The sequence below is a fragment of the Pseudoalteromonas sp. MMG022 genome (assembly GCF_021654245.1).
Lineage (GTDB): Bacteria > Pseudomonadota > Gammaproteobacteria > Enterobacterales > Alteromonadaceae > Pseudoalteromonas > Pseudoalteromonas amylolytica.
Genome location: NZ_JAKFZQ010000003.1, coordinates 1 through 25,498 on the forward strand (window position 1 = coordinate 1; position 25,498 = coordinate 25,498).

A 25,498-nucleotide genomic window follows, 5' to 3' on the forward strand; every position below is an offset into this window, starting at 1 on the left:
ATTGAGCATCGCAGTGTACAAGCTTTGGCAAGCGAAATTCCATCTTGGTTTGATGAGGTAAATACGATCGGTTGGAGCTCAAATTACATATTTGATGGCTCGGTAAAGGGAATCATTCTCCTCTTCTGTGGCCGTAAAATGATTATTCTCAGTGATGAGTGTAAAAAAGATCCTGCGCTATTGCGACAGTGTATAGAATCACATGATATTGAGTTGCTAGATTGTACGCCAACCTTGTTACAGCATTGGATTGATGGCTGGGGAGAGTTTACACCACCCAACTTAATGGTTGGAGGAGAAGCAATTTCGAGTAAATTATGGCAGCAACTGGTGGATTATCGTCAGCGTGGAACAAAGACATTCAATGTCTATGGACCAACAGAGTGCACGGTTAACAGTACACGGGCACTTGTCAGCACCGAGATAGCAATGATTGGCCGACCTTTAGCATATGTGCAGTGCTATATTTTGAGCGAAAATGGCAAAAATGCCTTAGTACCCTTTGGAAGCATAGGTGAACTATACATTGGTGGTGATGGCTTAGCTCGTGGCTATTTGAATCGTCAGCAGTTGAGTGAGCAGCGCTTTATCGCCAACCCATTTTATGATGCCACGCATCCAAATAGCTCAGAGCGCTTATATCGTACCGGTGACTTAGTGCGTTATTTACCAGATGGCAATTTAGAGTTTATTGGACGAGTGGATGATCAAGTTAAGATCCGAGGGTTTAGGATTGAACTGGGTGAAGTCGAAGCGCAACTCGCAGTGCAGGAGGGAGTGGAATCTGCATTGGTGATGGCCAAAGAGCTGGCGGGTTCGCTACAGTTGATTGGTTATATCAAAGCCAGTAACACGTTAAATGAGGCGGGTCAGGTTCAGCTTATTACTGAGATTAAAGAGCGCTTAGAAAAGTCTCTGCCTGATCACATGATGCCAAGTGTACTTATGGTAGTGAATGCATGGCCTTTGACTGCAAATGGTAAAGTAGATAAAAAAGCGCTGCCACAGCCAGATTGTGCGAGTTTACAAGGGAAGTATGTAGCACCATGCAGTGATGCAGAGCATGCTCTAGTAGGTATATTCTCACAACTGTTGGGTATTGAAGCGGATAAAATCAGCACGACGGCGAATTTCTTCGACCTCGGCGGACACTCGTTACTTGCTGTGAAACTTATGGCAAAAATTAGTGCGCATTTTGAACAGACGTTATCGTTAGCAGAGCTATTTAAAACACCAAATATAGTAAAGCTAGGTGAGCGGCTCACCATAGAAAAAGAGCAGTCTTTTAGCATTACTGTACCTTTACATGACGAGGGTGAGGCGCAGACCCTATTTGTTGTGCCAGGAGCAGGAGGCAATGTGTTGTCGCTTCAGCCAATGGCGCAAGCATTGGGTGGTACTTATGCTGTATATGCACTACAAGCAATAGGCTTAGATGGCACTATGACTCCATTGGAAAGTGTGGAACGCACAGCGCGTGAAAACATTGCGGCACTAAAAGAAGTTCAGCCCAGTGGTCCTTATCATCTAGTAGGGCATTCCTATGGTGGTGTGGTGGCTTTTGAAATGGCGAAACAGCTATTGCTAAACAATGAGTCAGTTGCTTCGTTAAAACTGATTGACGCCTACACACCGCTTATATTTAAGCAACAGTTTAAACAACGATATGGTGGGCAAAATACACAAATGGAAGAGTTGTATAGCGTTTGTGTTAACTTTGCACAACAGTTCGGTGTGGCCTTAGAGTTAGATATACAACATTTACAGTCGCTCACAGACAGTGAGCTTGGGCAGTATGTATCCAGTTGCTTCCAAAGCCAAGGTGTTGATATGACGCCAACACAATTTGTTACTTATTACAGCGTGTATAAGGCAAATTTAAACTGTTATCTCACTTATTTGCCAACCAAACTGCCAAGCACGTTGAATATAAGTCTTTATCGAGCAACACACTCTTTTGATGGAGCACATATACCTGACGATTATGGTTGGAATGACTTGTTGATGCAGCCACTTACGATTGTAGATGTTGCAGCTGATCACTTCTCGATATTGACGCAACCTCATATTCAGGAGGTATTCTAGTTGTATTCAAACTGTATGATGTTTGTTGGAGGTTAACCTGATTGACCTCTAGTTTCTGTTAAGTGTAAGCCGCAAAGTATTATCGATACTTTGCGGCTTTTTATTTTCATCTCTAAATCACTGATATCAGTAGCTGGACTCTTCACTTCGCGCTGTGTTTTGGTATCTCTAGGAGTGACTTTAGGAGCTCACGTTTGCCTTGATGATTGATTCAATAACCACAATTGTATTCATGTTTGGGGTGGTCATTGATTGGTATTAACCGTCCGATATCGGGCTGTAAGTGTTCGATATCGGTCTATTGAAATTGAAACGCTATTTCTAAGCGTTGTAGGGTGACAAGCTAAATACGAAGTTGTATGGAGGGGTTGGTTTAACTTGTTGTTTTAAATGGTTTTAAATTCTTTATTTTAGCAGGCCGAACACACGTTGAAAAGTGGCTATAAGTGGCATGTTATTCGCAATATTAGTTTTATTGTTGAAAATTGATCGTATGGCTTTATTGAGTCAAATCGTATAAAACAGGAAGCAAAGGATGAACCAAAGTATTTATCTATTAAAGCAAGCTTGGGCTGGATTACGCCTTAAAAAGGGCTTTTCAGCCACTGTCATTGCAACACTGGGGATAAGTTTGGGTGCTTTATTATGCATTCTGACGTTAGCGTATATCGTAATTGTTAAACCTCTACCTTACCCCGAACAAGGTGCTTTATACCAGCTCAACTCAGTGGTTAAAGATAAAAATGCAGAGGTGCTTGGTAGGGCGTATAACTATCCTAGTTTAATTCACCTATATGACACGCAAACTGTGTTTAGTGAATCGGCCATAGCGCTTTATAGCGAAAGTGTACTAAGCTCGCTTCCGACTCATCCAACGGTCAAGACAATCTATGCAACACCTAAATGGTTCACGTTATTGGGCAGTCAAATGGCCCTTGGTCGGGCATTTGAGCAAACTGAAAACAAAGAAAGCTATAATCCCGTCGCCATCTTGAGCTATCACACATGGAAGCAAAAATTTAACTTAGATAGCGAAATATTAGACAAAACCATTACGGTCAGCGGGAACAACTATAAGGTTGTGGGTGTGTTGTCTGAGTCATTCGTTGAACCTCAGCTTGCTGGTACAGGCAGTAAAACTGATATCTACTTACCTTGGGATTTTAACTCATACCACCAGAGTGATAATTGGAGAAACCGTTGGGGTGGATTTATCACCCGATTACACTTTATTGGTAAACTTGATGGTCAAATGGCACCTTCACAGATTGAGCAAACCCTCACTGGACCTTTCAATAATTACTGGCAAGAAAACGTATCAGATATCGCACGCTTTAAGGGGTGGACGATTCAAATGGAATTGAAGTCATTTAAAGAAGCAATATTGGGAGACAGTACTAATACGGTGCTACTTTTACTGGCGGGTGTAACAGGACTGGTACTGATTGCATGTACTAATATTACTAATTTATTTATGTCTCGTACGGCTGAACAGCAGCGTCAATTAGCAATCCAAGCTGTTGTGGGTGCTAAAAAGCGTCATTTATTCCATTCGTTACTTACAGAGTCGGCATTATTAGTTTTTGCATCTCTGGCGTTGGCGTTAGTTATTGCCAACAGTGGTTTTTGGGTACTTCAACATTACTTAGCGTCTAGCTTTCCGCGTATCGATGAGCTGGCATTAAACGGATTTACCTTTGTATCTGCTGTGCTTATTGCGCTAATCATCGCTTTATTTTTCGCGCGTTTAAGCGCTGGTATCGTTAACTATAAAGCGCTGAACTCTATTCTACAGTCAAGTGGTAAGGGCACTGGTGTTCAAGTTTCTGAAAAAGTGAGAAGGATACTGGTGATTTCACAGGTGACGATTGTAACGACGCTGGTATTTATCAATATTGGTCTTTTGAAAGACTCTTTAAAAATTATTACAGAGCCATTGGGCTTTGAAACAAAGGATATTACGACTTTTAATATCAATGTTAACGGATCTAGCAATTTGTCGAGCGAGCAGCTTCAAGCACTTATGTTAGAGCTAAGAAATAGACTTCAGGCTTTACCGCAAGTTGATGATGTATCTCAGGCTATTTCACCGCTAGAAATCAATGGGATGCGTATTCAAACAGTTGAAGAAACTCAAGAAAGCCTGACGATTCAAAGTCGCTATATTGACGATAGGTACTTCAACATGACGGGGCAAACACTGATCGAGGGTAACTTCTTCAGTGAATCAGATTTTAAAGATCAAAACTACAGCATCATTATCAACGATGTGTACGCAAGAAGGTTGGCAGGTGAAGGTAGTGCGTTGGGTAAAAAAATCTCAGTTGGCGGTGATTTACTGAGTGTGGGGGGGGTTGTCAAAGGCGTTAAAGTTCCAAATGAAACAGACATTCCAATGCGCGCCTATATGTTGACATCTGCTGATGAGCGTCAATTCATTTTAAAGATGAAACCTAACCAAACCTTGTCTCGTGAAATGATAGCGTCAATTCTCAAAGAAGTGAGCAGCCAGTTGTATCTAAAAGATTTAGATACATTAGAGGAGAAGAAAAGTCAGATGTTGTTCACTCAGTACACTACGGCTATCACCAGCTCTGTTTTAGCAACCTTGACGTTTTTGTTAGCCACTATTGGCTTGTACGGTATTCTTAACTACGCCACACAAATGCGTAAGTTTGAACTGGGGACTCGTCTTGCAATCGGTGCATCACGTAAGGATGTGATTAGTTTAATCATAAAAGATAATGCGGGTTCAGTTGTGATAGGCCTTGTTGCAAGCCTAATCATTTTACTCGGTCTATACATTGGCTTTGCACAAGCGTTAAGCAGCTACGTAAACATGGGGACGGTGGCGATGTTCTTCGTGACACTTGCGCTTATCAGTTTAATGACATGGTTTGCGTGTTATTGGCCTCTACGCTCAATTATTAATGTTATGCCTATTCACTCGTTACGTGATAGTCAGTAATCAAGCTTTAGCTAAACAAAAGGTTCGGGATTATGGATGTAGTTAAAAAGAAGCCCAAAAAACAATGGTTGGCAAACAAATATCAATTAGTGGCGGTAGTATTACTTGTCGTAATCGCTTTAATTGCTTGGGCTTTGAAAGCGGCTGGAACGGTCTCGGTATCTCGTAAAGATGTACTTGTTGAGAAGGTAAAGCTGGGTGATCTAGAAGTTGTCACTGAAGGCTTTGGGGTATTGAGCTCCAATCGACAACAATTGCTGACTGCATTGACGCCAGCTACGGTTAAAGAGGTTGTATTGAAACCTGGTGCTCATGTGGAGCCTGATAGTGTGATTGTACGCTTAGAAAACCCTGAATTAATTCAGGAGGTTGAGGATGCTCAGCAAGAGTTATTGCAGATTATGGCTAACTTGCGGCAACTGAAGTTAAATAACCAGAGGGAAATACTGAATGAAACAGCGAATCTTGCCGAGTTGACGGCGCGTTATGAGTCTGCAACGCTCAATCGCAAAGCTGAAGAAAAGCTAATAGAACAAGGCATTGTATCTCAATTGGCTTATCAAGAGTCGGTGCTGGAAGAAAACCAACTGGCGAAGAGAATTGAAATACTTAAAAAACGTATCGAGCAACTGAAACTAGTTCATCAAGAGTCTGTAAATATTCAACAAGAGCGACTAAAGCAACAGCAAGGTCAGGTGAAGATTAGACAAACTCGTCTAGATGCATTGGAGGTAAAAGCTGGGTTTTCAGGTGTTTTGCAAAGGTTGTCAGTGGAACTGGGGCAAAGCTTAACGCAAGGTCAGGAAGTTGCATTGATAGGCAGCGTTACGGATCTAATCGCTTTAGTTCGAGTGCCACAAAGTCAAGTACAGCAGGTTGTTGTTGGCCAAACAGCGGTTGTTGATACGCGACGGGACAAAATAGTTGGCAAGGTTTCACGTATTGAGCCTATTGTTCAGGACAATACGGTAGAAATAGAAATTGCCTTGCCTGAAACATTACCTGCTAGTGCACGTCCTCAGCTGAATGTAGACGCTTCAATCATCGCTGATAAGTTGCAACAGGTGCTTTACATTGAGCGTCCGGTCAATGTAAAGCAACATAGCAAAATAAATTTATACCGCCTAACTTCAGGCAGCTCAACAGCACAACTAACAACTTTAGAGCTAGGCCAAATAGCAGGTCGATACATTGAAGTTATATCAGGCGCAAAGCCAGATGATGCTTTCATAATTTCAGATTTATCGAACCTGAAAAGTACAGCACCAGAATTGGCAATAACTCCTTAAAGAATATGGAAAAATTAGTAGGAATATAGATATGAGCGAAATTAAGATCCAAATGAAAAATATCTCCAAAGTCTTTGAAACAGAGGATATGGAGACGCACGCATTAAAAGACGTTAACCTAACTATCTATAAGGGGGATTATGTATCAATATCTGGCCCTTCTGGTTGTGGTAAGTCGACACTGCTTTCGTTATTAGGTTTGCTAGATATGCCGACAAGTGGGGAATATAAGATAGAAGGTGTTGACGTTTCTAACTTGTCACTAGATGAGGCTGCGGAAATTAGGAATAGTAAAATTGGTTTTATTTTTCAATCGTTTAACTTGATAGATCAAATATCAGTGTTTGATAACGTCGCACTCCCACTGCGCTATAGAAGTGAAGCTATGAGCACCACAGAGATAGAACAGCGTGTGAATAAATGCCTAGAAATGGTCAGCATGACTCATCGAGCACAACATAAACCTAACCAACTATCGGGTGGTCAGCAGCAACGTATAGCAATCGCTAGAGCCTTGGTGGGAGACCCTGCTATTTTGTTTGTTGATGAAGCGACAGGGAACCTAGATTCTAATACGGGTGACCAAATTATGGATGTACTCGAACAACTGAATCAAAACGGCACTACTATTTGTATGGTAACTCACGAGTCTCGATACGCAGACAGGGCGACCAAGCAGTTTAAATTGTTGGATGGCGAGATCCTAACCACACCAACAAACAGAGAGTCTAACGTTAACAATACCGTTGAGGAAAGTGAAGAAGTACTTACTACTGATTAACCTTCTTAATTATATCAAGGCGTAAAGCAGTCCAGCTTCGCGCCTGTATGCTTTTTATATTGCGCCATAGCGTAGGGTATCAAACCTGTTAAATACCCGCCGTGGTGCTTATCAATCTCGCACGTCAATCATTGGGCGCGATACTGATGCTCCCTGTATTTATCTTGACCCTATTATCTAGCTGTGTATCATAATCTCACACAGTGGCCAGCTATTGGCCTTATAGGTACCACGTCCTCAATAATAAACAAAAAGCAAGAAAGGAACGTCTTGAGTAAACCTTGTATTCTGATCGTCGATGATCGACACGATATTTTTCTAAGTACCAGCTTTGTATTGGAAGATAATGGTTATTCTCCACTTGAGGCCAACAGTCCAGAGCAGGCGCGTGATGCGATAAAGCACAACCATATTGACTTGATATTACTTGATATGAATTACTCTCGGGATATTACCTCTGGAGAGGAAGGTATTGAGTTTTTATCTTGGTTATCTCAGTCAGAGTATAGTATTCCGGTGGTTGCCATGACAGCATGGTCTAACGTTGAACTTGCCGTAAAAGCAATGCAACTTGGTGCTGGAGACTTTATTGAAAAGCCTTGGAAAAACCAGCGTTTGTTGCAAATTATCAAGCACCAACTTACGTTATCAAGCTTACAACAGCAAAATCAAAAGCTACAGCAGCGTTTGGAGCCTGAGTATCAGCAAGGCTATGCGTGGCGTTCTCCCTGTATGTTGCAGTTAATGAAACAAATAAACAATATTGCGGCAACGGATGTGAATGTCCTACTGACGGGGGAGAATGGGACGGGGAAAAGTCAGTTAGCCGAGAAAATACATACCTTGTCAAACTACCAATCTGGGCCGTTTATTTCCGTTAATATGGGTGCTATCTCTGAAACTTTATTTGAAAGTGAAATGTTTGGGCACAAAAAGGGCTCGTTTACAGATGCTAAAAGCAATCGTATTGGTCGCATTGAGCTTGCCAACCATGGCACGCTATTTTTAGATGAGATTGCGAATATCCCACTCTCACAGCAAGCTAAACTGCTGCGAGTACTTGAGTCTGGACAGTATGAAGTGCTTGGGTCAAGCCATACACAGCAGATGAATACCCGTATCATCAGCGCTACTAATGCCGATCTTAAAAAGTTGATCCATAATGAGCAGTTTAGAGAGGACCTGTTCTACCGGTTAAATACCTTGGAATTTAGAGTGCCGTCTTTGCAAGAGCGTACGCTGGATATCGTGCCGCTTGCGGAGTACTTCATTCAAATCTTTGCGCATAAATATCAAAGGCCCACTATTACGCTTACTGAACAAGCACAAGATATCCTATGCAATTATGCTTGGCCGGGGAATATTCGCGAACTTAGCCATTTAATGGAGCGTGCGGTATTGCTATCTCAGTCGGATCAGATCTGTGCTGAAGATTTGTCAATGATAACGCCAGTTAATGATGATCATCAGCCTAACGATACCATCACCATGATGACACTAGAACAAGCTGAGCGAAAATTGATAAAACAAGCCCTTGCAACCAGTGACAACAATATTACCCAGGCGGCGAATCTGCTAGGTCTTACTAAGTCTTCGCTATACAGACGCTTGGAAAAATATGATGACATTCAAAGATAAAACGCTGGAAGCATTTATTGCGTTTTGGTTGTTGCTGTTTGTGGCACTATTTTCGGCGGTAACGCTGGCTTGTGCTTGGTATTTTGCGTGGCTAACGTGGCAAGTTGTGTTATCGATGTGTGTGATGCTGTGTTGCTATACATTTGCCATTGCGTACTTTCGCCAACGCATTTTATTGAGCTTTCACCGCGCTTTGTTACATATAGAATCAATTAAGCAAGAAGATTACAAACAATATGCTAAGCCTGCTTTTCCCCTCGGAGTGGTCGGTAAATTTCATCAGCACTTAAGAGAGTTAAGTGAAGAACTGTCGATTAAAAAGCAACGCTATGACCAACATGCGTTCTTGGTTTACCAATTGATAGATCAGCTCGAGACCCCAGTAATGGTGATCAATCAAAAAGATCAATTGTCGTATGCCAATGGCGCGTTTAGTTTGTTATACGATGGTCAGCCATGGCAGCGGTATCGCAATGCTTCACTTAAATTATTGGGCTTGCTTAAAGTTGACAACACATGGCAATTATTGACAAACAAACAGCAAATTAATCAGCAGTGGCAGATAAGTCATAGCATCTTTATTGATGCGGGTAGAACTTATCAGCTGCTCATATTTACCAATATTGAGTCAACAATCCGCAATAGTCAGGACAAAGCTTGGCGACAGATGGTGAATGTTATGGGGCATGAGATACGCAACTCATTAACACCTGTTTCTAGCATCGCTGAGAGCTTGTCTGCACGTGCAACTAATCAGCGTGATCAAGACGCCTTAGCGCTGATTTCAGAGCGTTGTATGTCACTGCAGAACTTCATTAATCGTTATGCCTCTTTGACCAAAGAAGTGAATTTACACTATGAGCAGGTTTTTGCTAAACAGTTGGCACAACAAGTTAAAGGGCTGTTTGAACAGCGCGCATTGCACGTTACCGTTAAGTCGGGGTGGATCTGGGCTGATAGGTCCATTTTGGAGCAGGTCCTGATTAACCTCGTTAAAAATGCGCTGGAAGCGGGGGCAGAAACGGTGGACTTGGTGTTAAGCGAAGATAATCACAATACTGTCATTAAAGTCATTGATGATGGTCATGGTTTCGCTAATGAAGAAAATCTATTTGTGCCTTTGTTTACCACGAAACAGGAAGGGCAAGGGATTGGGCTGAGTTTTTGTAGGAACGTCATTGAGCAACACAATGGCAGTATTAGTTTGGTCAACAACCCAACACACGGGGTCACTGTTACCATTACCATCCCGCTCAAGTCAGCCAAGTGAAACTAACCAATTAGTGCGGCGTACGTCTTGGGCGTTCTACAGGTCGTTTATTGACTGGCAAAAGGCCAAAACAAAATTGCCAGCATGGATGCTGGCAATTTGCGTTCAAGGTATGAAACAAGTATTTAGAATGTCGCTTTGTAACGTACACCAAACTCGCTTGCATCGTTGCTCTTGATCACTAGGATGTAGTCACCTGTGTTCAAGCGTGCATCATCATAACGCTCATCGAAAATATTACGACCATATAACGAGATATCCCAGTTAGCGTTCGCTGGCGCGTATGAGATATCAAAGTTGGTGGTAGTACGTGCGTCGATTTGTGTCATACGGCGAGGGTCTGAACTTGGTTCACCATACATATCATCACGGTAAGAAACGTCCAAACGCGTAGTGACAGTTGCACCATTGCTTAAGCCAAATTCATATGATGGGCTGATTGATGCAGTCCACTCAGGTGTGAGTGGTGCAACTGGTTTTACACCGTTTTGCTCTTGCACATCAACGTCCATAAAGCCAAAGCTTGAATGTAACGTAAAGCTATCAGTCACATAGTAAGTACTTTCGAACTCCACACCACGCGATGTTTGTTCAACAATCAGGTTGTTGGTGTCAAAGCCCGCGTCTGTTACTACGTTTACCTGATACGGTAGGTCATCGTATTCAGTGTTAAAAAATGCGACGCTCATGCTGAAATCATCAGTCAACTGACCTTTAAAGCCTGTTTCGTAGTTAATTGCGCTGATGTTATCGCTGGCCATAAATGCGTTGTTAGCACGTACGATGGCAGCCGCTTCAGGGTTATCAAAACCACCGGCACCGAAGAACTGACCGATTAAGAAGTAAGGGCGAGCTGGGAACTGACCTGATTGATAACCAGTTTGTACGGTACCATACCAGTTTAAGCCATTTTCAAAGGTGTAATTGGCTGCTAATTCCCAAGAAATTTCATCCCACTCGCGGCTTGAGTAGATAGTGCCAACAGGGTCGAATACGTTAGTAGAAGCTGATTTTTCGTCTTCTGTGTAACGTACACCGCCCGAGATGCGTAAATCGTCAGTGGCATCATAGCCGACGTTAACAAATACCGCACGGCTGGTTGTCTCTTGATCAAGCTCCAACTTAGTTGGGCCACCGTTAAAGCTTGCTTCTGAAGAGTCTTGACGGTTTGAACCTTCTTCATTGAACCAGTACACACCGGTTACAAAGTCAGCGCGCCCTAAATAACCCGTTAGTTGTAATTCAACAGACGTTTGGTCAGCTGTACCACGCTCTGGGTAATGGTCAAGTGCAACCGCTGTGCTGTCATCATCTAAGCCCGCTTTGTATTCACTTGAGCGCTTAGAGAAAATAAACTTGGTACCAAAGTCAGCATTGATGTCGTATTCAGCGGTTAAAGATACGCCGTTCGCTTTGTTTGAAACCGTTGATGTTTCATAGGTGCTCGTTGCATTGTCGTATGGGTCTGCTGTGGTTTGCTCATTGCGTAAACCATTTTGATACAAACGACCATTTGGCAATTCGTCTATTAGCGTTGTGTAAGGGCGTGTACCGCCTTCACCATCATTGGCATCTGCGGTGAATACTAAGCGTAAATCTTCGCTGGCATTGTATTTTACAGATACGCGGCCGTGGAATTCTTGGTTCTCGCCTACATCGTATTCAGCGTTTGGCAAGTTTACAAACTCACCAATGCCGCCACGACGGTTAAAGCCCATGTTAAAATTAAAGGCTAAGTCTTCTGAAACAGCTTGGTTAGTAAAAATGCTACCTTTAAGGCGACCGCGAGTACCCACCTCAGCACTTACCTTAGTGACAGCGGCTTGATCAGGCGCTTTGGTAATGATGTTGATAGCACCACCGATTGAGTTACGGCCGTACAGTGTACCCTGTGGACCACGCAATACTTCGATACGCTCGATATTTGCTAGGTTCCAGTTTTGGCCAACTTGGCGACCAAGGTATACACCGTCAACATAAACGCTTACGCCAGGGTCTGTTGTGATCAAGTGATCTTGTAAGCCGATACCACGGATAAACGGGTTAGCTGAAGAGTTGTGACCCGCTGAGAAGCCTGTGATATTTAGGTTTGGAACAAATTTACCCACATCAGTGATATCCGAGATACCTTGTGAGTCTAAATCATCACCAGAGAACGCACTCATTGCAATTGGTACTTCATAGATAACTTGTGAGCGCTTTGTCGCGGTTACGGTTATGGCTTCCATTTTTGACTTTTCGGCTTGTGCTTCTTGCTCTTGGGCCATCACTGATGTTGAAGCTAAGCTTGCAAATGCTAACGCCAATGCGCCTGCGACAGGGTTTAAATTGCGTACTGTGGTGCTCATATTTGTTCCTCAGAAACGGTTAATGTTTTAAATCTCGTGTGTGTTTGGTTTCTGCGAGGGACTCGCCAACCGTGAATGCAACCACTAGCCGAACTGTTTGTAAAACGCGCGCGCAAAAACGCAATCATCCATGGGAGACTGCATAAATTTATAAGCGAAATACGACAAATTACAAAAATGAAAGGCCAGCAAAAGCTGCTATTCGATTGGGCGAGCATTATACAATGAGATATGCAGAATTGGCAATAAAAAATTAGCAAAGCTGTTCATTTTAAGTGCCTTTTTTGAATACATTTGTTGTTTAACTAAGCAGATATGCAAAATTTTACCAGTTATTGTGCCAAATAACGGAGTAATTAGATTGTTTTGTTTTTGTCTGTTTACAATGTTATCGGTTATTTTACATCTACCACTTTACTGGCTTTTTTGTACCTGACTTTAAAGCCAGGCCAAGCTGGCAGCTCCCACTTTTTTGGGGCATCTTTTCGATTACCACTGACATAGTTTAAAACAATGCGTTTAGCTGTGAACGAATACTCAACCTGCATCAATAGATCGTTGAGCTGTACATGTGGTGGGTGTTTTTCAATGAATGGCTCAAGCTCCCAAGGCTCAAGTTGTTGATAGAATAAATCTTGTGGTTCAATCAGCTCTATATCTTCCTGTTCTTGCAGGCCAAGCTCTGGTAGCTTTTTCTGTAGGTAGTGCTGTGCGGTGAGGACATCGACAGTGTTACCGTGTGCTTGGTAGTAAAGCTGGTGCTCCGCCAGTGATTGTGTAACCTGCTTGCCAGCGGGGGCCAGTAGTTCACCTTTTAATATCAGCGCAACACAGGCGTCGATAAGCAACTGGCCAGCAGGTTCGACGAGTTGCTCATTAAGTTCAAGCCCCGCATACGCGTAGCTGAATTTTGCCATCACTCGGCCATCAACCAGACAGGCATCAATAAACTGTTGCTCACCAAGGCCCAGCGACGTAATCAAGCTCAGGCTAACAGGCGCATTTAAGGTGGCCAATGTCATGGCTTGTTTAGTACCTTTACCTGCTAGGGCATAGGTATCGAGCACGAGCATGGCTTTGCAGTTGTCGTTAATGCGTGTTTCTTTTGCAGGGATCACTTCACTTTCGCCATTACCAAACGCGCCTCGGCGATTATTGCGTTTGACGAATAGCCAATCAGGTTTGGCTTTGGCAATCGCTTCAATGAGCTGATTTCTATCATAACTGGCTGCGTGTTTACGCTGTGGCAGATCAAAGGCAATACGTAGCTGATCACTAAATTGTTGAGCCTCTTTTAGGGCATCAGGTTCTACTTTGATGTCTTCTAACTGCTCGCGCACTAGGGCGATGACAAATTCTAAATCACAGTGATTGGGTAAGCGCTTGTTCAAGGCGTCGATTTGCTCGGGTGAACTTGGCAGTTGATAAACGCGAGCCGGTACGCTTAGCACTGAGATAGCATCAACCATGGCCTGCTGTAAAGACTTACTGGGCATAGCACAGATTAAGTAGGCAAGTTGTGCATCAATCGGTAGTGGATAAAGTTGCTTGCCAAGTGCAGTGGCGCGTTGCTGCGCATCTATGGCATTTATTTGGGTCAACATCGTGATTGCTGCTGCTTTAGAGGTTTGCGGCAATGGCTCAATAAACGGCAAGCTATCCACGCCATCGCTAGAGCAAGCGGCCGCGAGTACCAATTCTGTGAGATTTTCACGGTGTATTTCTGGGGGGGTGGTATCAATAAGCGGCGCATGTTCACCGTAGAGTCGAATGCATAAGCCTGATTGGGTTCTTCCTGCGCGGCCCAAGCGCTGTTTGGCAGAATCTTTAGCAATGGCTTCAAGGTTGAGTACGGTTTTACCACCACGTAAATGTGTGCGGCGCTCAAGCCCTGAGTCAATCACACAGCTGACATTAGGGATGGTCAAAGACGTTTCGGCCACATTAGTTGCTAAGATAACCCGCTGTTGCTGCTGGGCATTCAATGCCAAACGTTGTTGCTGTGGATTACAGCCACCATACAAGCGTACGACCAGTGCATCAAGGTGTGATAACTGGCCCGCAGCGGCTAGAATCTCTGCTTTGCCGGGCAAGAAAACCAAAATATCACCATCGGTATTATCGAGCGCTTGTTCACAGGCCTCACGCACACGTTCACTTAAATCATATTTGCTGGGCATGGCGCGCGAGTCATTGGCGATAAAACGCTCCTCAACGGGAAACATTTTGCCTTCGGAATGGAGTGTAGCTGCCTGTAAATAGTGGATAAGTGGTTTGGTGTTCAGCGTCGCTGAGGTGACGATTAAACGGTGCTGGTTGTGTACTTTAAGTAGTGCGAGTAATAAGTCCATGTCCCAACGGCGTTCGTGAAACTCATCCAACATAACTACGTCAAAATCGCTTAATTGATTTTCAAAATACCAGCGTAGCGCCACACCCGGTGTGGCAAACACCACTTGCGTGTGCTCAGTAAAGTGCTGTTCAAAGCGAATGGCATAGCCGATTTGATAGCCAAGCTCAGTATTGTCCTGTTGTGCGAGGTACTCTGCCAGTGACGTGCAGGCAATGCGACGCGGTTCAATCACCAGCACTCGTCCTTGCGCACGGGCCCACAAAGGCAAACACGTTGACTTACCCGAGCCTGTTGCTGCGCTGACCACCACATGATTATTGGCGAGGGTGGTGAGAAAGTCAGATTGTATGGCAGCAATAGGTAAAGTCATAAATAGGCACGTAGATAAAAGTCACACACAGGCAAATATTATCAAAGCTGTATTGAAAATGCCGTAGTTTGTACCAACTATGTTTAAAAAGATGAATAAGTAATCAATATGATAAATGTTTTTTTGTTGTTGGCTTTGGTGGTTTTTGTGGTGTTGTATTGGCGTTGGCAACACATTCAAAACCTGCTTTGGGCGCGAAAGTATAAAGAGATAACCCTGAGCCAACCAGACAGACAGGTGCTGTTACAATACATGCCAATTTACCGTGCGATGACTGATGCTGACCGAGCTGCGTTGGAAAGACATGTCGCTTGGTTTTTGGGGGAAAAGCGTATTTTAGGCCGTGATGGACTGCGGGTGAATCGTGCAATGGAATTGATTGTAGCGGCGGATGCGTGTTTGTTAGTGCTTAACCAGTCTTGGCCGCTGTATCCAAATGTTAAAGAAGTCTTGCTCTATCCAAGTAGCTACTATGTGCCGCAAACCAGTCAAGATGCAGCGGGCTTAGTGAACTATCACACCTCTGTTCGTCAGGGGGAGTCTTGGCCTGGCGGCACATTGGTGTTGAGCTGGCACGATGTATTGGAGGGTAACCGCCTGCCAGGAGATGGTCATAATTTGGTGTTTCACGAGTTCGCTCATCAGTTGGATCAACAAACAGGACAAACCAATGGTACGCCACAACTGCCATCTAAGCAGGATTACGCTGATTGGGCACGAGTATTCAATCGAGCATACAGCAATTTAAAAAGCCATGTGGCCTATCAAATGCCTCATGTGATGCACAGTTATGGGGCCACCAATGAGGCGGAATTTTTTGCTGTTCTCACTGAAACTTTCATCGAAAAGCCAGCACAGTTGAGAGAGTATGATCCCGAGTTATACCGTCTGTTAATGCGCTATTTCAAGTTTGACCCAGCACAGTGGCAGCGATATTGAGAGTAAATCTAGACAATAGCCGTATAAATCTGTAATTGATGGCATTTTACTGGCAACTTTAGCTAATTTTTGCTGTGATGGTGCAAATTTTAGTTGAGAGTATAAGAATGATGAAAAAGCAGTTTTATAGCGCACTGTCGCTCTCTATCGCATTGGCACTGGGCACAAGCAGTGTAGCCAGTTATGCAGCAGAAGAAAAATCGCAAAAATGGCAAGTAGACGCCCCTCAAGGTGAGTTTTTAGACGCGAAGATCTCCGTCACGCAAGGTACATGGATGAACGTGGATGTGAGTCCAGATGGTAAAACCTTAGTGTTTGATCTGTTGGGTGATATTTACAGCATGCCAATTTCAGGTGGTGAAGCAAAGCAACTTACCAGTGATATTGGCTGGCAAATGCAGCCACGTTTTAGCCCTGATGGCAAACACATCGCTTTTACCTCGGATCAGGGCGGCGGTGACAACATTTGGCTAATGAACGTCGATGGTTCAGAGCAAAGAGCTGTGACCAATGAAACATTTCGTTTGTTGAACAGCCCAGCTTGGAGCCCAGACGGCGACTTTCTTGTGGCACGTAAGCACTTTACAGCATCACGTTCTTTGGGCGCGGGTGAAGTATGGATGTACCACAAATCAGGTGGCAGCGGCGTACAGTTAACGAAGCGTGAAAACGATCAAAAAGACTTGGGTGAACCTGCATTTTCACCAGACGGTCGTTACGTGTACTTTTCGCACGATGCAACACCGGGCAAAACCTTCCACTATTCAAAAGACTCGGTAGCGGGTATTTATAAGATCAAGCGCTTTGATCGACAGACGGGTGAAATTAAAGTTATCTTATCTGGCATGGGTGGCGCAATTAGACCTACACCATCCCCTGATGGTAAAACCCTTGCGTATGTTAAACGTGATGACTTCCAATCAAGTCTGTACTTGTATGATTTAGAATCGGGCAAAGAAACCAAATTGTATGGCAACCTAGAGCGTGACATGCAAGAGACTTGGGCGATTCATGGGGTATACCCAACAATTGCATGGACGCCGGATAACGAAAGCTTGGTATTCTGGGCGGGTGGTAAAATTCATAAAGTGGCGGTTGATGACAAATCGTTTGAAACCATCGAGTTTAGTGTAAATACCACCAAGAAAGTACAAAAAGCACTGCGCTTTGCACAAGACATCGACCAAGCTCAGTTTGACGTGAAGATGTTACGTAATGTGCAGGTTTCACCAAATGGTGAAACGGCTATTTTCGAAGCCATGGGCCATATTTACTCGCGCGATTTAGCATCGGGCAAAGTGAAGCGCTTGACCAAGCAAAACAGTCACTTTGAATTTTTCCCACAGTTCTCTCGTGATGGTAAGAAAATTGTTTATACCACTTGGGATGACAATGAGCAGGGCAGTGTACGTGTAGTCTCAGCAAGCGGCGGCAGTGGTAAAGTTATCACCAAAGAGCCGGGTAAATACGTTGAGCCGACATTTAGCCCTGATGGTAGAACCGTGGTGTTTCGTAAGTCTCGCGGCAGCTCAATTTTGGCGCCTGAATGGTCATTAAAGCCTGGTTTATACCAAGTGCCAAGCAATGGTGGTGACGTAGAACTTATCAGTGAAGTGGGCTATCAAGCACAATTTGCCGATAGCAACGATGTAATTTACGTGATGGCACAGGGCAAAAACCCAGAGTTACGCGCGATTGAATTAGCAACGAAAAAGTCTCGCACGCTTTATGACGCGGAGCATGCAACCGAATATCGTGTATCACCAGATGGTAAATATCTGGCATTTGCTGAGCGTTTCAAAGTGTTTGTAACACCATTTGTGCAAACTGGTAAAACCATCTCAATTTCTCCAAATGACAAGCAATTCCCAGTGCAGCAGTTATCTGTACGTGCGGGTGAGAATATTAGCTGGAGCGCCAAAGGTGACAAGCTTTACTGGAGCTTAGGGCCTGAGCTATACCATGCAAGCCTTGATGGCATGTTTGACATAAAGCAAGACAAAGACGCTGACTTCAAAGTAAAAAGCGGTACTGACATTGGCTTTAAACAAGACATGGCAGAGCCTAAGGGCATGATTGCGCTGACAGGTGCTAACATCATTACCATGCAAGGCGATAAAGTGATTGAAAACGGTGTGGTACTGACCGATGGTAAGCATATCAAAGCAGTAGGTAGTGTCGGTGATGTTGCTATTCCTAAAGGCGCTAAAGTGATTGATGTAACAGGCAAAACCATTATGCCTGGATTAGTTGATGTTCATGCTCACGGCTCGCAAGCCAGCGAGGAGATCATTCCAGAGCAAAACTGGAAGAACCTAGCAGGGTTAGCGCTAGGTGTGACTACTATCCATGACCCTTCAAACGATACCACAGAAATCTTTGCGGCCAGCGAAATGCAAAAGGCGGGTAAGATTGTAGCACCGCGTATCTTCTCAACGGGTACTATTTTATACGGCGCCAATGTACCGGGTTACACCGCACACATCGACTCGTTAGATGATGCTAAGTTCCACCTTGAGCGCTTACAAAAAGTGGGGGCGTTTAGTGTTAAGTCATACAATCAGCCTCGCCGTGAGCAGCGTCAACAAGTTGTTGAAGCAGCAAGAGAAATGGGCATGATGGTGATGCCAGAAGGGGGATCGCTGCTACAACACAACCTAACCATGGTAGTAGATGGCCACACGGGGGTTGAACACTCAATTCCAGTTGCCAATATTTATGATGATGTGAAGCAATTGTGGTCGCAAACCGAAGTGGGTTACACGCCAACATTGGGTGTAGCGTATGGTGGTATCTGGGGTGAAAACTATTGGTACGATAAAACCGATGTGTGGAACCACCCACGATTGAGTAAATTTGTGCCTAAGAACCAGTTGTTACCGCGTTCTATGCGTCGTATCAAATCACCTGATCATCACTATAACCACGTAAACAACGCACGCGTTGCCAAAGAGCTACAAGAGCTAGGCATTTTGGTGAACCTAGGTGCGCACGGTCAGCGTGAAGGCTTAGCAGCACACTGGGAAATTTGGATGTTTGCTCAAGGTGGTATGACGCCACACGAAGCACTGCGTGCAGCAACGTTAGACTCAGCGAAGTATGTGGGCCTAGACAAACATATCGGTTCTATTGAAGCCGGTAAACTTGCTGATTTAGTGGTACTAGATAGCAACCCACTTAAAAACATTCGTAATACAGATAAGGTGGCTTACACCATGATCAATGGTCGTCTATTTGATGCCGCGACGATGAACGAAGTGGGCAAAAAAGAGCGCGATAAATTGTTCTTTGAATAACCATCTTATTGCTTGAATCTAAAAAGGCTGCAACTTAGGTTGCGGCCTTTTTTGTTTAAGGTGTCTCGTCCTGAAATGTGTTCAGCATGACAAGTGCGTCAAACATATATGCCGTCATCCTGACGAAGGTCAGGATCTTTTAAGTGAATGGCTCTAACATCAAGTGATGGCCTTTTTATTAGATTCTGAAACAAGTTCAGAATGACAAGAGAGATTAGGAAAGGGCGTTGTTTGAACAACTAGGGTGACAGCATTGCTCATGTAAAGATGTTGTCTTCCTGACGAAGGTAAAGATCTTTTAAAGAATAGTAAGCTGTGGCTTCTGTTTGTATCTGAGATTTGCAAGTGACAACCTGTTTAACGTGCAAAGTACCATGTTGTGGATAAAAAAGAGCAAAACAGCATGTGTGGCACGATTTATCACTGTGACTCGGCCTCAAAGCGATTACTCAAAGGCCGTAATACTATAAAGAATCAGCTTTTTGTAACTTATTCTTTTGTTCGGTGACGATGACCATGGTTAGAAGTAGCGCACAGGAGATAGCCCAACCGATATAGACGAGTGATTTAAAGTTATCATGGATGATTGTAACGCTATGCATTTCTAGTCTATACCGGACAAAGAGCTCAACGATTGCGAGTACGTATATCAAAGATAAGTAAATAAATGTCCAATGAAATAGACCGTCAAAGTAGGTTAGCTCAATTTTACTAGAGTTAGAGAATGCTCTTGATATTTGCACTCTTAAGATCAGCATTACAATGGCAAAGATGCTTATTAATAATTGCACTCCATAAACTAAGCTACCGTGGAGTATTTCATCCTTACCCTCAGTGCTTAGATCAACAATGCCAAAAGCAAAAACGATATAATCCACGAGATTGATGAACAACAATATTAAAGCGATATGAAGCACATTTAGCTCTTTTTTGACGGCCCCATAACACGCGGTTAAAGTAATCGCAGCAATGTATATCTCCATCATAATCTTAGGCCCCCAAAGAGGGCTTAAGATCAGTACCAAAGTGACGAAATCTAGTAAATTTGATTGGCCATTACCCGATGCCTCACCACGAACAGCTTTTATCTGGTTCATCAGTGCGCTGAGGTCGAGCTTACAACACTGAAACCACTTAAATAGCAGTTTAGAAGGGATATCACTTACCCCTAACTCATAGTTGATCACCGTTTTGCGGTCACATTCGAGCTTTTGTGACATTGCTTGTTGAGAAATACCCGCTTTTAACCTCATTGACCTCAGGTCGTCGCCACTGATCATATCACTCCCTATGACGGTTCAAATCTTCGCTGTTTATGCTTTTTCTCTGTCACAATCACCATGGTTAACAGTAGGGCACAAGAGACCGCCCAACCAATGTAAACGAGAGACTCGAAACTGTGGTAGATCAGCGTAATATTATGCCAACCTAGTAAATGTCTAGCGAGGTTTTCAAGGATTGCGAGTACATAAATCAAAGACAAGTAAATAAATACCCAGTGGAATAGACCATCAAAATAAGTTAATTCAATTTTACTTGAATGAGAAATAGCTCTTGATATTTGAACTCTTAAGACAAAAATAAAGATAGAAAGTATGCTGATTATAAGCTGAATACCAAAGATTAGGCTGCCGTATAATACTTCATTATCAAAAAAACTGTTTATGTTAATTATTTCATAAGCGAAAATGATGTATTCAACTAAGTTTATCAGCAGCAAAAGCACAGAAATATGTAATATGTTAGGTTCTTTTTTGATAGCGCCATAAAGAGCTGTGAGTGCAATTACTAGAATATAAATTTCAGATGTCACTTTTGGGTTACCGATCATAATATAAGATATGGCCAGTGAAATAATAGTAAGCATCATTAATTGCGAAAACTTCATATTGTTATCCATCTTGAGCGTCAGTTAGTGGCAGAGGAAGCACATTGCTGGCTTGATAAGGAGCTGGTGGCTTCCATGGCCCAGCGCTTGCGATAAAAGAGCATTGTCTATGACTTAACTCAAAACCTTGATCACTCACTAACTTCTCTGGGCTAACTTCAGCATTAGTCGAACCAATGTTAAACATATTTAGCAAGTTGGCTCTTTTCATTATTCATCATCCTGTAATTTTGATTTCTCAGAGCTGCTAACTTCATCGTTTAGGCCTTTGATTTGGTTAAGCAATGAGTCAACGTCGATTTTACAATATAAAAACCATTTGAATAGCTCTTTGGAGCGAATATCGCTTACCCCAAATTCATAGTTACTAATTGTTTTACGGTCGCACTCCAGTTTTCTTGCCATCTGCTCCTGAGAAATGCCGGCTTTTAACCTCATCGACCTTAGATCGTCACCATTAATCACGTCCTTTCCCTTTTTATTGCGATGGGGAGATTTTTCCGCATCTAAATATACATAATATTAACAATGGTGGCTTCTGGTAAAACAAAAAATGGTTTTGTAACTTTAGTAATGCCAGTAATAAACAGTGTTTAAGCCGTGCAGGGCTTTAGGGACAGATTATTTCAATAGGGTTAAAAAATCAACATTTTGTTTACTATCGGAGTAAATCCATTTATCAGTACGCAAGCAGCTCGTTAGCATTCACATGCTAACGAGTTTGAGTTATAAGCCTAAGCACCACGGGTGGCGATCGCGGGGGAGACTCTACTGGCTCGGGTGGCAGGGTAGATAACCGCCAGTTGCCCAAGTATAAAAATCACCACGGTACCTGCTAGTAAATAGCTCAGTGGTACGGGGTTAATTGATAGCAGCTCAACAAATTGATTATTGAGAATGATAGCGCCGAGCAAACCAATCACCACTCCGATGCTTGAAACAACCGCATTTTCAACCATAAAAAAGCGCACAATATCCCATTTATTAGCACCCAGCGCGCGGCGAGTACCAATTTGTTGGGTTCTGCGGCTCACGTTGTAACGAGCCTGACCAAATATGCCCAGCGCTGTGATAATGGCAAGCCCCAAACCAATGGCGGTGAGTATTTTGCTGGTGGCTAAATCTTCTTTGTAGGCTTTTTGTCTTACTTCGCGCATTGTGCTCATTTTCTCAATCTTACGACCAGGGGTTTTGAGCAGCGTATCAACGGTGTTGTTCATCACTTCCTCTAGTCTGCCTGGTTGGGTGCGTATCGCGATGTGACTGGGAGATGTATGCTGAGCTTCATTCACACCTGCCAGTACCGTTGCATCAACAGCAGACCAGAACTGCCAAGCATTCTGTAGGGTTTTTATCACGCCCTTTACGCGGTGTGGCGCGCCGTTAAAGTAGAGTGTAGTACCGACAATATCACGCCAATTGTTAGGATATATTTTTTGTGCTAAGGCTTGGGTTACGACCACTTGAGACGGAAGAAAAGTCCCTTCTTTATCCGTTTCTAAAATATCACTGGGCACAAACCATTCACCAGCAATCATTTCAAGGTCAAGGGTTTTTAATGCGTGCTCGTCGCTACTCAAATAACCACCATAGCCAACGCTATTGCCTTCTGGCTCTAAGTAGAAGTCGGTGTAACGCCCCCAGCCAACCAAGGACAAGCTAGGGAGAGCAGTTGCGCCTACTACACCTTCAACCCCCCTAATTTGTCTTAGAATATCGTTTTGCTCCGCTATTACTTGATGCGGCTCACTTAAGAAATTGGTAACAATATAAAATGTGTTGGCTTCATCTAAACCAGTTGGGCGCTGCATTTTTTTGCTGCGCTCACCTATCATGTAGGCGGTATTGACCAACACCATAAAGGTAATCGCAACTTGTAATGCGAGCAGAATTGGCGCAATCTTTTGCTTTTTAAGCGATTTTAAAATTGGGAAAAAGTCTTTCATATCTCGCTCCTACAGGCTCTTAAGCTGGCTAGATGGCGTGGTTTGGCTCGCCTTTAATACTGGGAAAAGCCCAAATAGCAAACTACACAGCAGTGCTAACAACAAAGTCGTGACAGCCAAAGGCAGGTTCATCTGCATAATGCCTGCGGGCATGTAGTAATAAATGCCGGTGAGTATGTTAAGCCCAAGCTGTGCTAGTGCGAGTCCCAGTAGCCCACCGAGCGCCCCTAATAGGGCCAATTCAACAGAAAACTGTATAAAAATGGCTTGCTTGCTGGCACCTACCGCTCGGCGAAGGCCTACCTCTCGTGAACGGCCAAAAAATTTCGCCATCATTAGGCTCATACAGTTGAGCAAACAAACAATCAAAAAGAGCACCGCAAGCCACACTGCAAGCTGACCTTCGTTTGGGATCATATCATCATCAATCAAACGTTCTTTTACATTGAGTAGCTTGGAGCGGGTACTATTAGGAAAGCGACCAAAGGCTTGCTGCTGTTGGGCATAACTGGTGAGAAAGTCTTTATATTGCGCTTTAGTTTGCTCATCTGGCAGCTCAACCCACATGTTTATCATGGTACATTCAGATGTGAGCAGTGTTGCAAAAGAACCGTCGGCTGGCTCTTGCGTGCAGTAAGTATCGGAGTTCAAGGCGGAGTAAAACTCATTTTTAATCTGTGTATTTAAAGGAATAAATACATCATATGGGTCGTTATAGGTATCCACTGCGGTGCTATAAAACTTAGGAATGGGGGACCAATAATCGAGCACGCCTGCAACGCGAAAGATTCTATCAGCAAAGACAACTGTTTTACCCACTGAATTTTCACCATTAAAGAGTTGGTCGTTGATTTTTTTAGTAAGTACAATCACTTGTGCAGCATCATCTTCGGCTTGTTGGTCCCAGCCGTTACCATAAGTAAATGGCACATCAAACAGTCTAAAAAAGTCGGGTGTTGTGGTGCGTACCATCACATTGAGTGTATCTAGATCTGTCCGCAAGGGGTTAGAAAGCGTTTCTTTAGTGGAGTTAAGCGCCACTTGGTTAACTGGAATATCTGACTTGAGTAAGTTAACCGCATCTTGATAGGTGATGGTGTAGCCCAACTTGTCGCCCATTTCTATGGCATATTCCTTAGTATAGTTATCAAGCTGTACATTAAAGAGCGTTTGGCTTTTTGTTGGTATTGGGTCTTTTGACATCATATAGCTGACGGTATAAGTCGTCATGGTTGCAGCAATGCCAATGGCTATCATGGCGACGATTAAAAAACTCAAAAACGGGGTTTTACGCACGCCCAAACAGGCTAGCTTAAAATAGTAGGTCATCATGGCTCGTTACTCATGCAATGGCTTTTTCAAGCGTTTGTAATTCACTCAAATGGCCGTCTTTGATTTGGATGATACGGTTGGCTTGAGCGGCCTGTTCATTGTCATGGGTGACCATAATGATACTGGTGCCTTGGGCGTTGATGTCTTTAAGCAATGTCATAATGCCCTGTGCCATTTTCGAGTCTAAATTACCGGTTGGTTCGTCGGCAAGGATCATCGTAGGAGAGCCTGCAATGGCTCTGGCAATGGCTACTCGCTGTTGTTGCCCACCTGACAACTGGTTTGGATAATGATGCTTTCTGCCAGCTAGGCCCACTTGCTCTAGTGCCTGCATAATACGTTTGTCGCGCTCTGCTGTTGTGAACTTTCTATAGCGCAGTGGCATATCTACATTGTCATATAGGTTTAGCTCAGGAATGAGGTTAAAGCTTTGAAAAACAAAGCCAATTTTCTCATTTCGAAACGCTGACTTTTGCTTGTCTTTCATGGTGGTCACGTCTTGTCCGTCGAGTAGATAGACGCCTTCACTGTGCTCTTCCAAAAGCCCTGCAATATTCAAAAAAGTGGTTTTTCCCGAGCCTGAAGAGCCGATGATACTGACAAACTCTCCTTGTTCTACCTGTAAATCAAATGGATGTAGCGCCTGTGTTTTAATCCTATCGGCGTAAAATACTTTGGCTAAGTTTTTCATTATCAGCATACATACCTCCTTATTGTTGTACGAGTAAATGGGTCTTTGTTAACAAAGTTGTATCGTTATTTTTATTAATGAGATTTTTCATACGTCTGTAGTAGGTGAGGAAATACGTGACAAAGAGATGGAAAAGCTTAGCCTGATTGTTGGCAGTTAATGCAGGCGCCATTAATGTTATTCCCTTTATAAACAAGCGACGAGTGAAATTGTGGTGACTGTGTATTGATGAGTCTGCGCAATGTTATCCATGTTTGATATAAGCGCGACAATTATTTTAAGACCAATCTTGTCACTAAACCTG

The 25,498-nt window shown here is 43.4% G+C and carries 17 protein-coding genes; 8 read left to right on the plus strand and 9 right to left on the minus strand.

The window, feature by feature from the left end:
- The 6 genes from L1070_RS03210 to L1070_RS03235 all read left to right on the plus strand — a co-directional run.
- Positions 1-2,085: alpha/beta fold hydrolase (locus tag L1070_RS03210; RefSeq protein ID WP_237124473.1), on the plus strand; the 2,085-nt coding region annotated here is incomplete at its 5' end.
- A 535-nt stretch (positions 2,086-2,620) separates the two neighbouring features.
- Positions 2,621-5,053 carry an ABC transporter permease gene (locus L1070_RS03215; RefSeq protein ID WP_237124474.1) on the plus strand — a complete coding sequence of 811 codons (2,433 nt, stop codon included), beginning with the start codon at positions 2,621-2,623 and terminating at the stop codon, positions 5,051-5,053.
- 32 nt (positions 5,054-5,085) lie between these two features.
- Entirely contained in the window at positions 5,086-6,342 is a 1,257-nt protein-coding gene (locus L1070_RS03220; RefSeq protein ID WP_237124475.1) for an HlyD family efflux transporter periplasmic adaptor subunit, read from the plus strand.
- Between the two features lie 31 nt (positions 6,343-6,373).
- Complete coding sequence (locus L1070_RS03225; protein ID WP_070984171.1) at positions 6,374-7,123, plus strand: ABC transporter ATP-binding protein; 750 nt, start codon at positions 6,374-6,376, stop codon at positions 7,121-7,123.
- Positions 7,124-7,393: 270 nt separating this feature from the next.
- Positions 7,394-8,761: a sigma-54 dependent transcriptional regulator gene (locus tag L1070_RS03230; RefSeq protein WP_237124476.1), complete on the plus strand. Its 1,368-nt coding sequence runs from the start codon at positions 7,394-7,396 to the stop codon at positions 8,759-8,761.
- Entirely contained in the window at positions 8,742-10,031 is a 1,290-nt protein-coding gene (locus L1070_RS03235) for a HAMP domain-containing sensor histidine kinase (RefSeq protein WP_237124477.1), read from the plus strand. Before L1070_RS03230 ends, L1070_RS03235 begins: the two co-directional genes overlap by 20 nt.
- Positions 10,032-10,156: 125 nt before the next feature.
- On the opposite strand, the gene L1070_RS03240 is transcribed toward L1070_RS03235, so the two are convergent.
- Both L1070_RS03240 and L1070_RS03245 read right to left on the minus strand, forming a co-directional pair.
- Positions 10,157-12,379: a TonB-dependent receptor gene (locus L1070_RS03240; protein ID WP_237124478.1), complete on the minus strand. Its 2,223-nt coding sequence runs from the start codon at positions 12,377-12,379 to the stop codon at positions 10,157-10,159.
- A 395-nt stretch (positions 12,380-12,774) separates the two neighbouring features.
- The gene (locus tag L1070_RS03245; protein ID WP_237124479.1) at positions 12,775-15,102 is read right to left on the minus strand and encodes a DEAD/DEAH box helicase; all 2,328 of its coding nucleotides are present in this window, start codon (positions 15,100-15,102) and stop codon (positions 12,775-12,777) included.
- Positions 15,103-15,210: 108 nt separating this feature from the next.
- On the opposite strand from L1070_RS03245, the gene L1070_RS03250 reads away from it, so the two are divergent.
- Together L1070_RS03250 and L1070_RS03255 are read left to right on the plus strand one after the other, a co-directional pair.
- Positions 15,211-16,041 carry a M90 family metallopeptidase gene (locus L1070_RS03250; protein WP_237124480.1) on the plus strand — a complete coding sequence of 277 codons (831 nt, stop codon included), beginning with the start codon at positions 15,211-15,213 and terminating at the stop codon, positions 16,039-16,041.
- 110 nt (positions 16,042-16,151) lie between these two features.
- Positions 16,152-19,337: an amidohydrolase family protein gene (locus L1070_RS03255; protein WP_237124664.1), complete on the plus strand. Its 3,186-nt coding sequence runs from the start codon at positions 16,152-16,154 to the stop codon at positions 19,335-19,337.
- Between the two features lie 464 nt (positions 19,338-19,801).
- Here L1070_RS03255 and L1070_RS03260 read toward each other — a convergent pair whose 3' ends face one another.
- The 7 genes from L1070_RS03260 to L1070_RS03290 all read right to left on the minus strand — a co-directional run bounded on the left by L1070_RS03260 (position 19,802) and on the right by L1070_RS03290 (position 25,203).
- Positions 19,802-20,617: a helix-turn-helix transcriptional regulator gene (locus L1070_RS03260; RefSeq protein ID WP_237124481.1), complete on the minus strand. Its 816-nt coding sequence runs from the start codon at positions 20,615-20,617 to the stop codon at positions 19,802-19,804.
- Positions 20,618-20,625: 8 nt separating this feature from the next.
- Positions 20,626-21,225, minus strand: a complete 600-nt coding sequence (locus tag L1070_RS03265) for a hypothetical protein (protein ID WP_237124482.1) — start codon at positions 21,223-21,225, stop codon at positions 20,626-20,628.
- A gap of 4 nt (positions 21,226-21,229) precedes the next feature.
- Positions 21,230-21,436, minus strand: coding sequence for a hypothetical protein (locus L1070_RS03270; protein ID WP_237124483.1), 207 nt, complete (start codon positions 21,434-21,436; stop codon positions 21,230-21,232).
- The gene (locus L1070_RS03275) at positions 21,436-21,690 is read right to left on the minus strand and encodes a helix-turn-helix transcriptional regulator (RefSeq protein WP_343221723.1); all 255 of its coding nucleotides are present in this window, start codon (positions 21,688-21,690) and stop codon (positions 21,436-21,438) included. The genes L1070_RS03270 and L1070_RS03275 overlap by 1 nt, the downstream gene beginning before the upstream one ends.
- 269 nt (positions 21,691-21,959) lie before the next feature.
- Entirely contained in the window at positions 21,960-23,171 is a 1,212-nt protein-coding gene (locus L1070_RS03280; RefSeq protein WP_237124485.1) for an FtsX-like permease family protein, read from the minus strand.
- A 9-nt stretch (positions 23,172-23,180) separates the two neighbouring features.
- On the minus strand, positions 23,181-24,503 hold the full coding sequence (locus tag L1070_RS03285; protein ID WP_237124486.1) for an ABC transporter permease: 1,323 nt from the start codon (positions 24,501-24,503) through the stop codon (positions 23,181-23,183).
- A gap of 10 nt (positions 24,504-24,513) precedes the next feature.
- The gene (locus L1070_RS03290; protein WP_237124487.1) at positions 24,514-25,203 is read right to left on the minus strand and encodes an ABC transporter ATP-binding protein; all 690 of its coding nucleotides are present in this window, start codon (positions 25,201-25,203) and stop codon (positions 24,514-24,516) included.
- Positions 25,204-25,498 lie beyond the last annotated feature (295 nt).

Coding starts and splice junctions, on each gene's coding strand:
- L1070_RS03240 (WP_237124478.1), bottom strand. CDS start 12,379: ATGAGCACCACAGTACGCAATTTAAACCCTGTCGCAGGCGCATTGGCG.
- L1070_RS03235 (WP_237124477.1), top strand. CDS start 8,742: ATGATGACATTCAAAGATAAAACGCTGGAAGCATTTATTGCGTTTTGG.
- L1070_RS03270 (WP_237124483.1), bottom strand. CDS start 21,436: ATGAAAAGAGCCAACTTGCTAAATATGTTTAACATTGGTTCGACTAAT.
- L1070_RS03245 (WP_237124479.1), bottom strand. CDS start 15,102: ATGACTTTACCTATTGCTGCCATACAATCTGACTTTCTCACCACCCTC.
- L1070_RS03225 (WP_070984171.1), top strand. CDS start 6,374: ATGAGCGAAATTAAGATCCAAATGAAAAATATCTCCAAAGTCTTTGAA.
- L1070_RS03215 (WP_237124474.1), top strand. CDS start 2,621: ATGAACCAAAGTATTTATCTATTAAAGCAAGCTTGGGCTGGATTACGC.
- L1070_RS03285 (WP_237124486.1), bottom strand. CDS start 24,503: ATGATGACCTACTATTTTAAGCTAGCCTGTTTGGGCGTGCGTAAAACC.
- L1070_RS03290 (WP_237124487.1), bottom strand. CDS start 25,203: ATGCTGATAATGAAAAACTTAGCCAAAGTATTTTACGCCGATAGGATT.
- L1070_RS03260 (WP_237124481.1), bottom strand. CDS start 20,617: ATGATCAGTGGCGACGACCTGAGGTCAATGAGGTTAAAAGCGGGTATT.
- L1070_RS03280 (WP_237124485.1), bottom strand. CDS start 23,171: ATGAAAGACTTTTTCCCAATTTTAAAATCGCTTAAAAAGCAAAAGATT.
- L1070_RS03255 (WP_237124664.1), top strand. CDS start 16,152: ATGAAAAAGCAGTTTTATAGCGCACTGTCGCTCTCTATCGCATTGGCA.
- L1070_RS03265 (WP_237124482.1), bottom strand. CDS start 21,225: ATGAAGTTTTCGCAATTAATGATGCTTACTATTATTTCACTGGCCATA.
- L1070_RS03220 (WP_237124475.1), top strand. CDS start 5,086: ATGGATGTAGTTAAAAAGAAGCCCAAAAAACAATGGTTGGCAAACAAA.
- L1070_RS03250 (WP_237124480.1), top strand. CDS start 15,211: ATGATAAATGTTTTTTTGTTGTTGGCTTTGGTGGTTTTTGTGGTGTTG.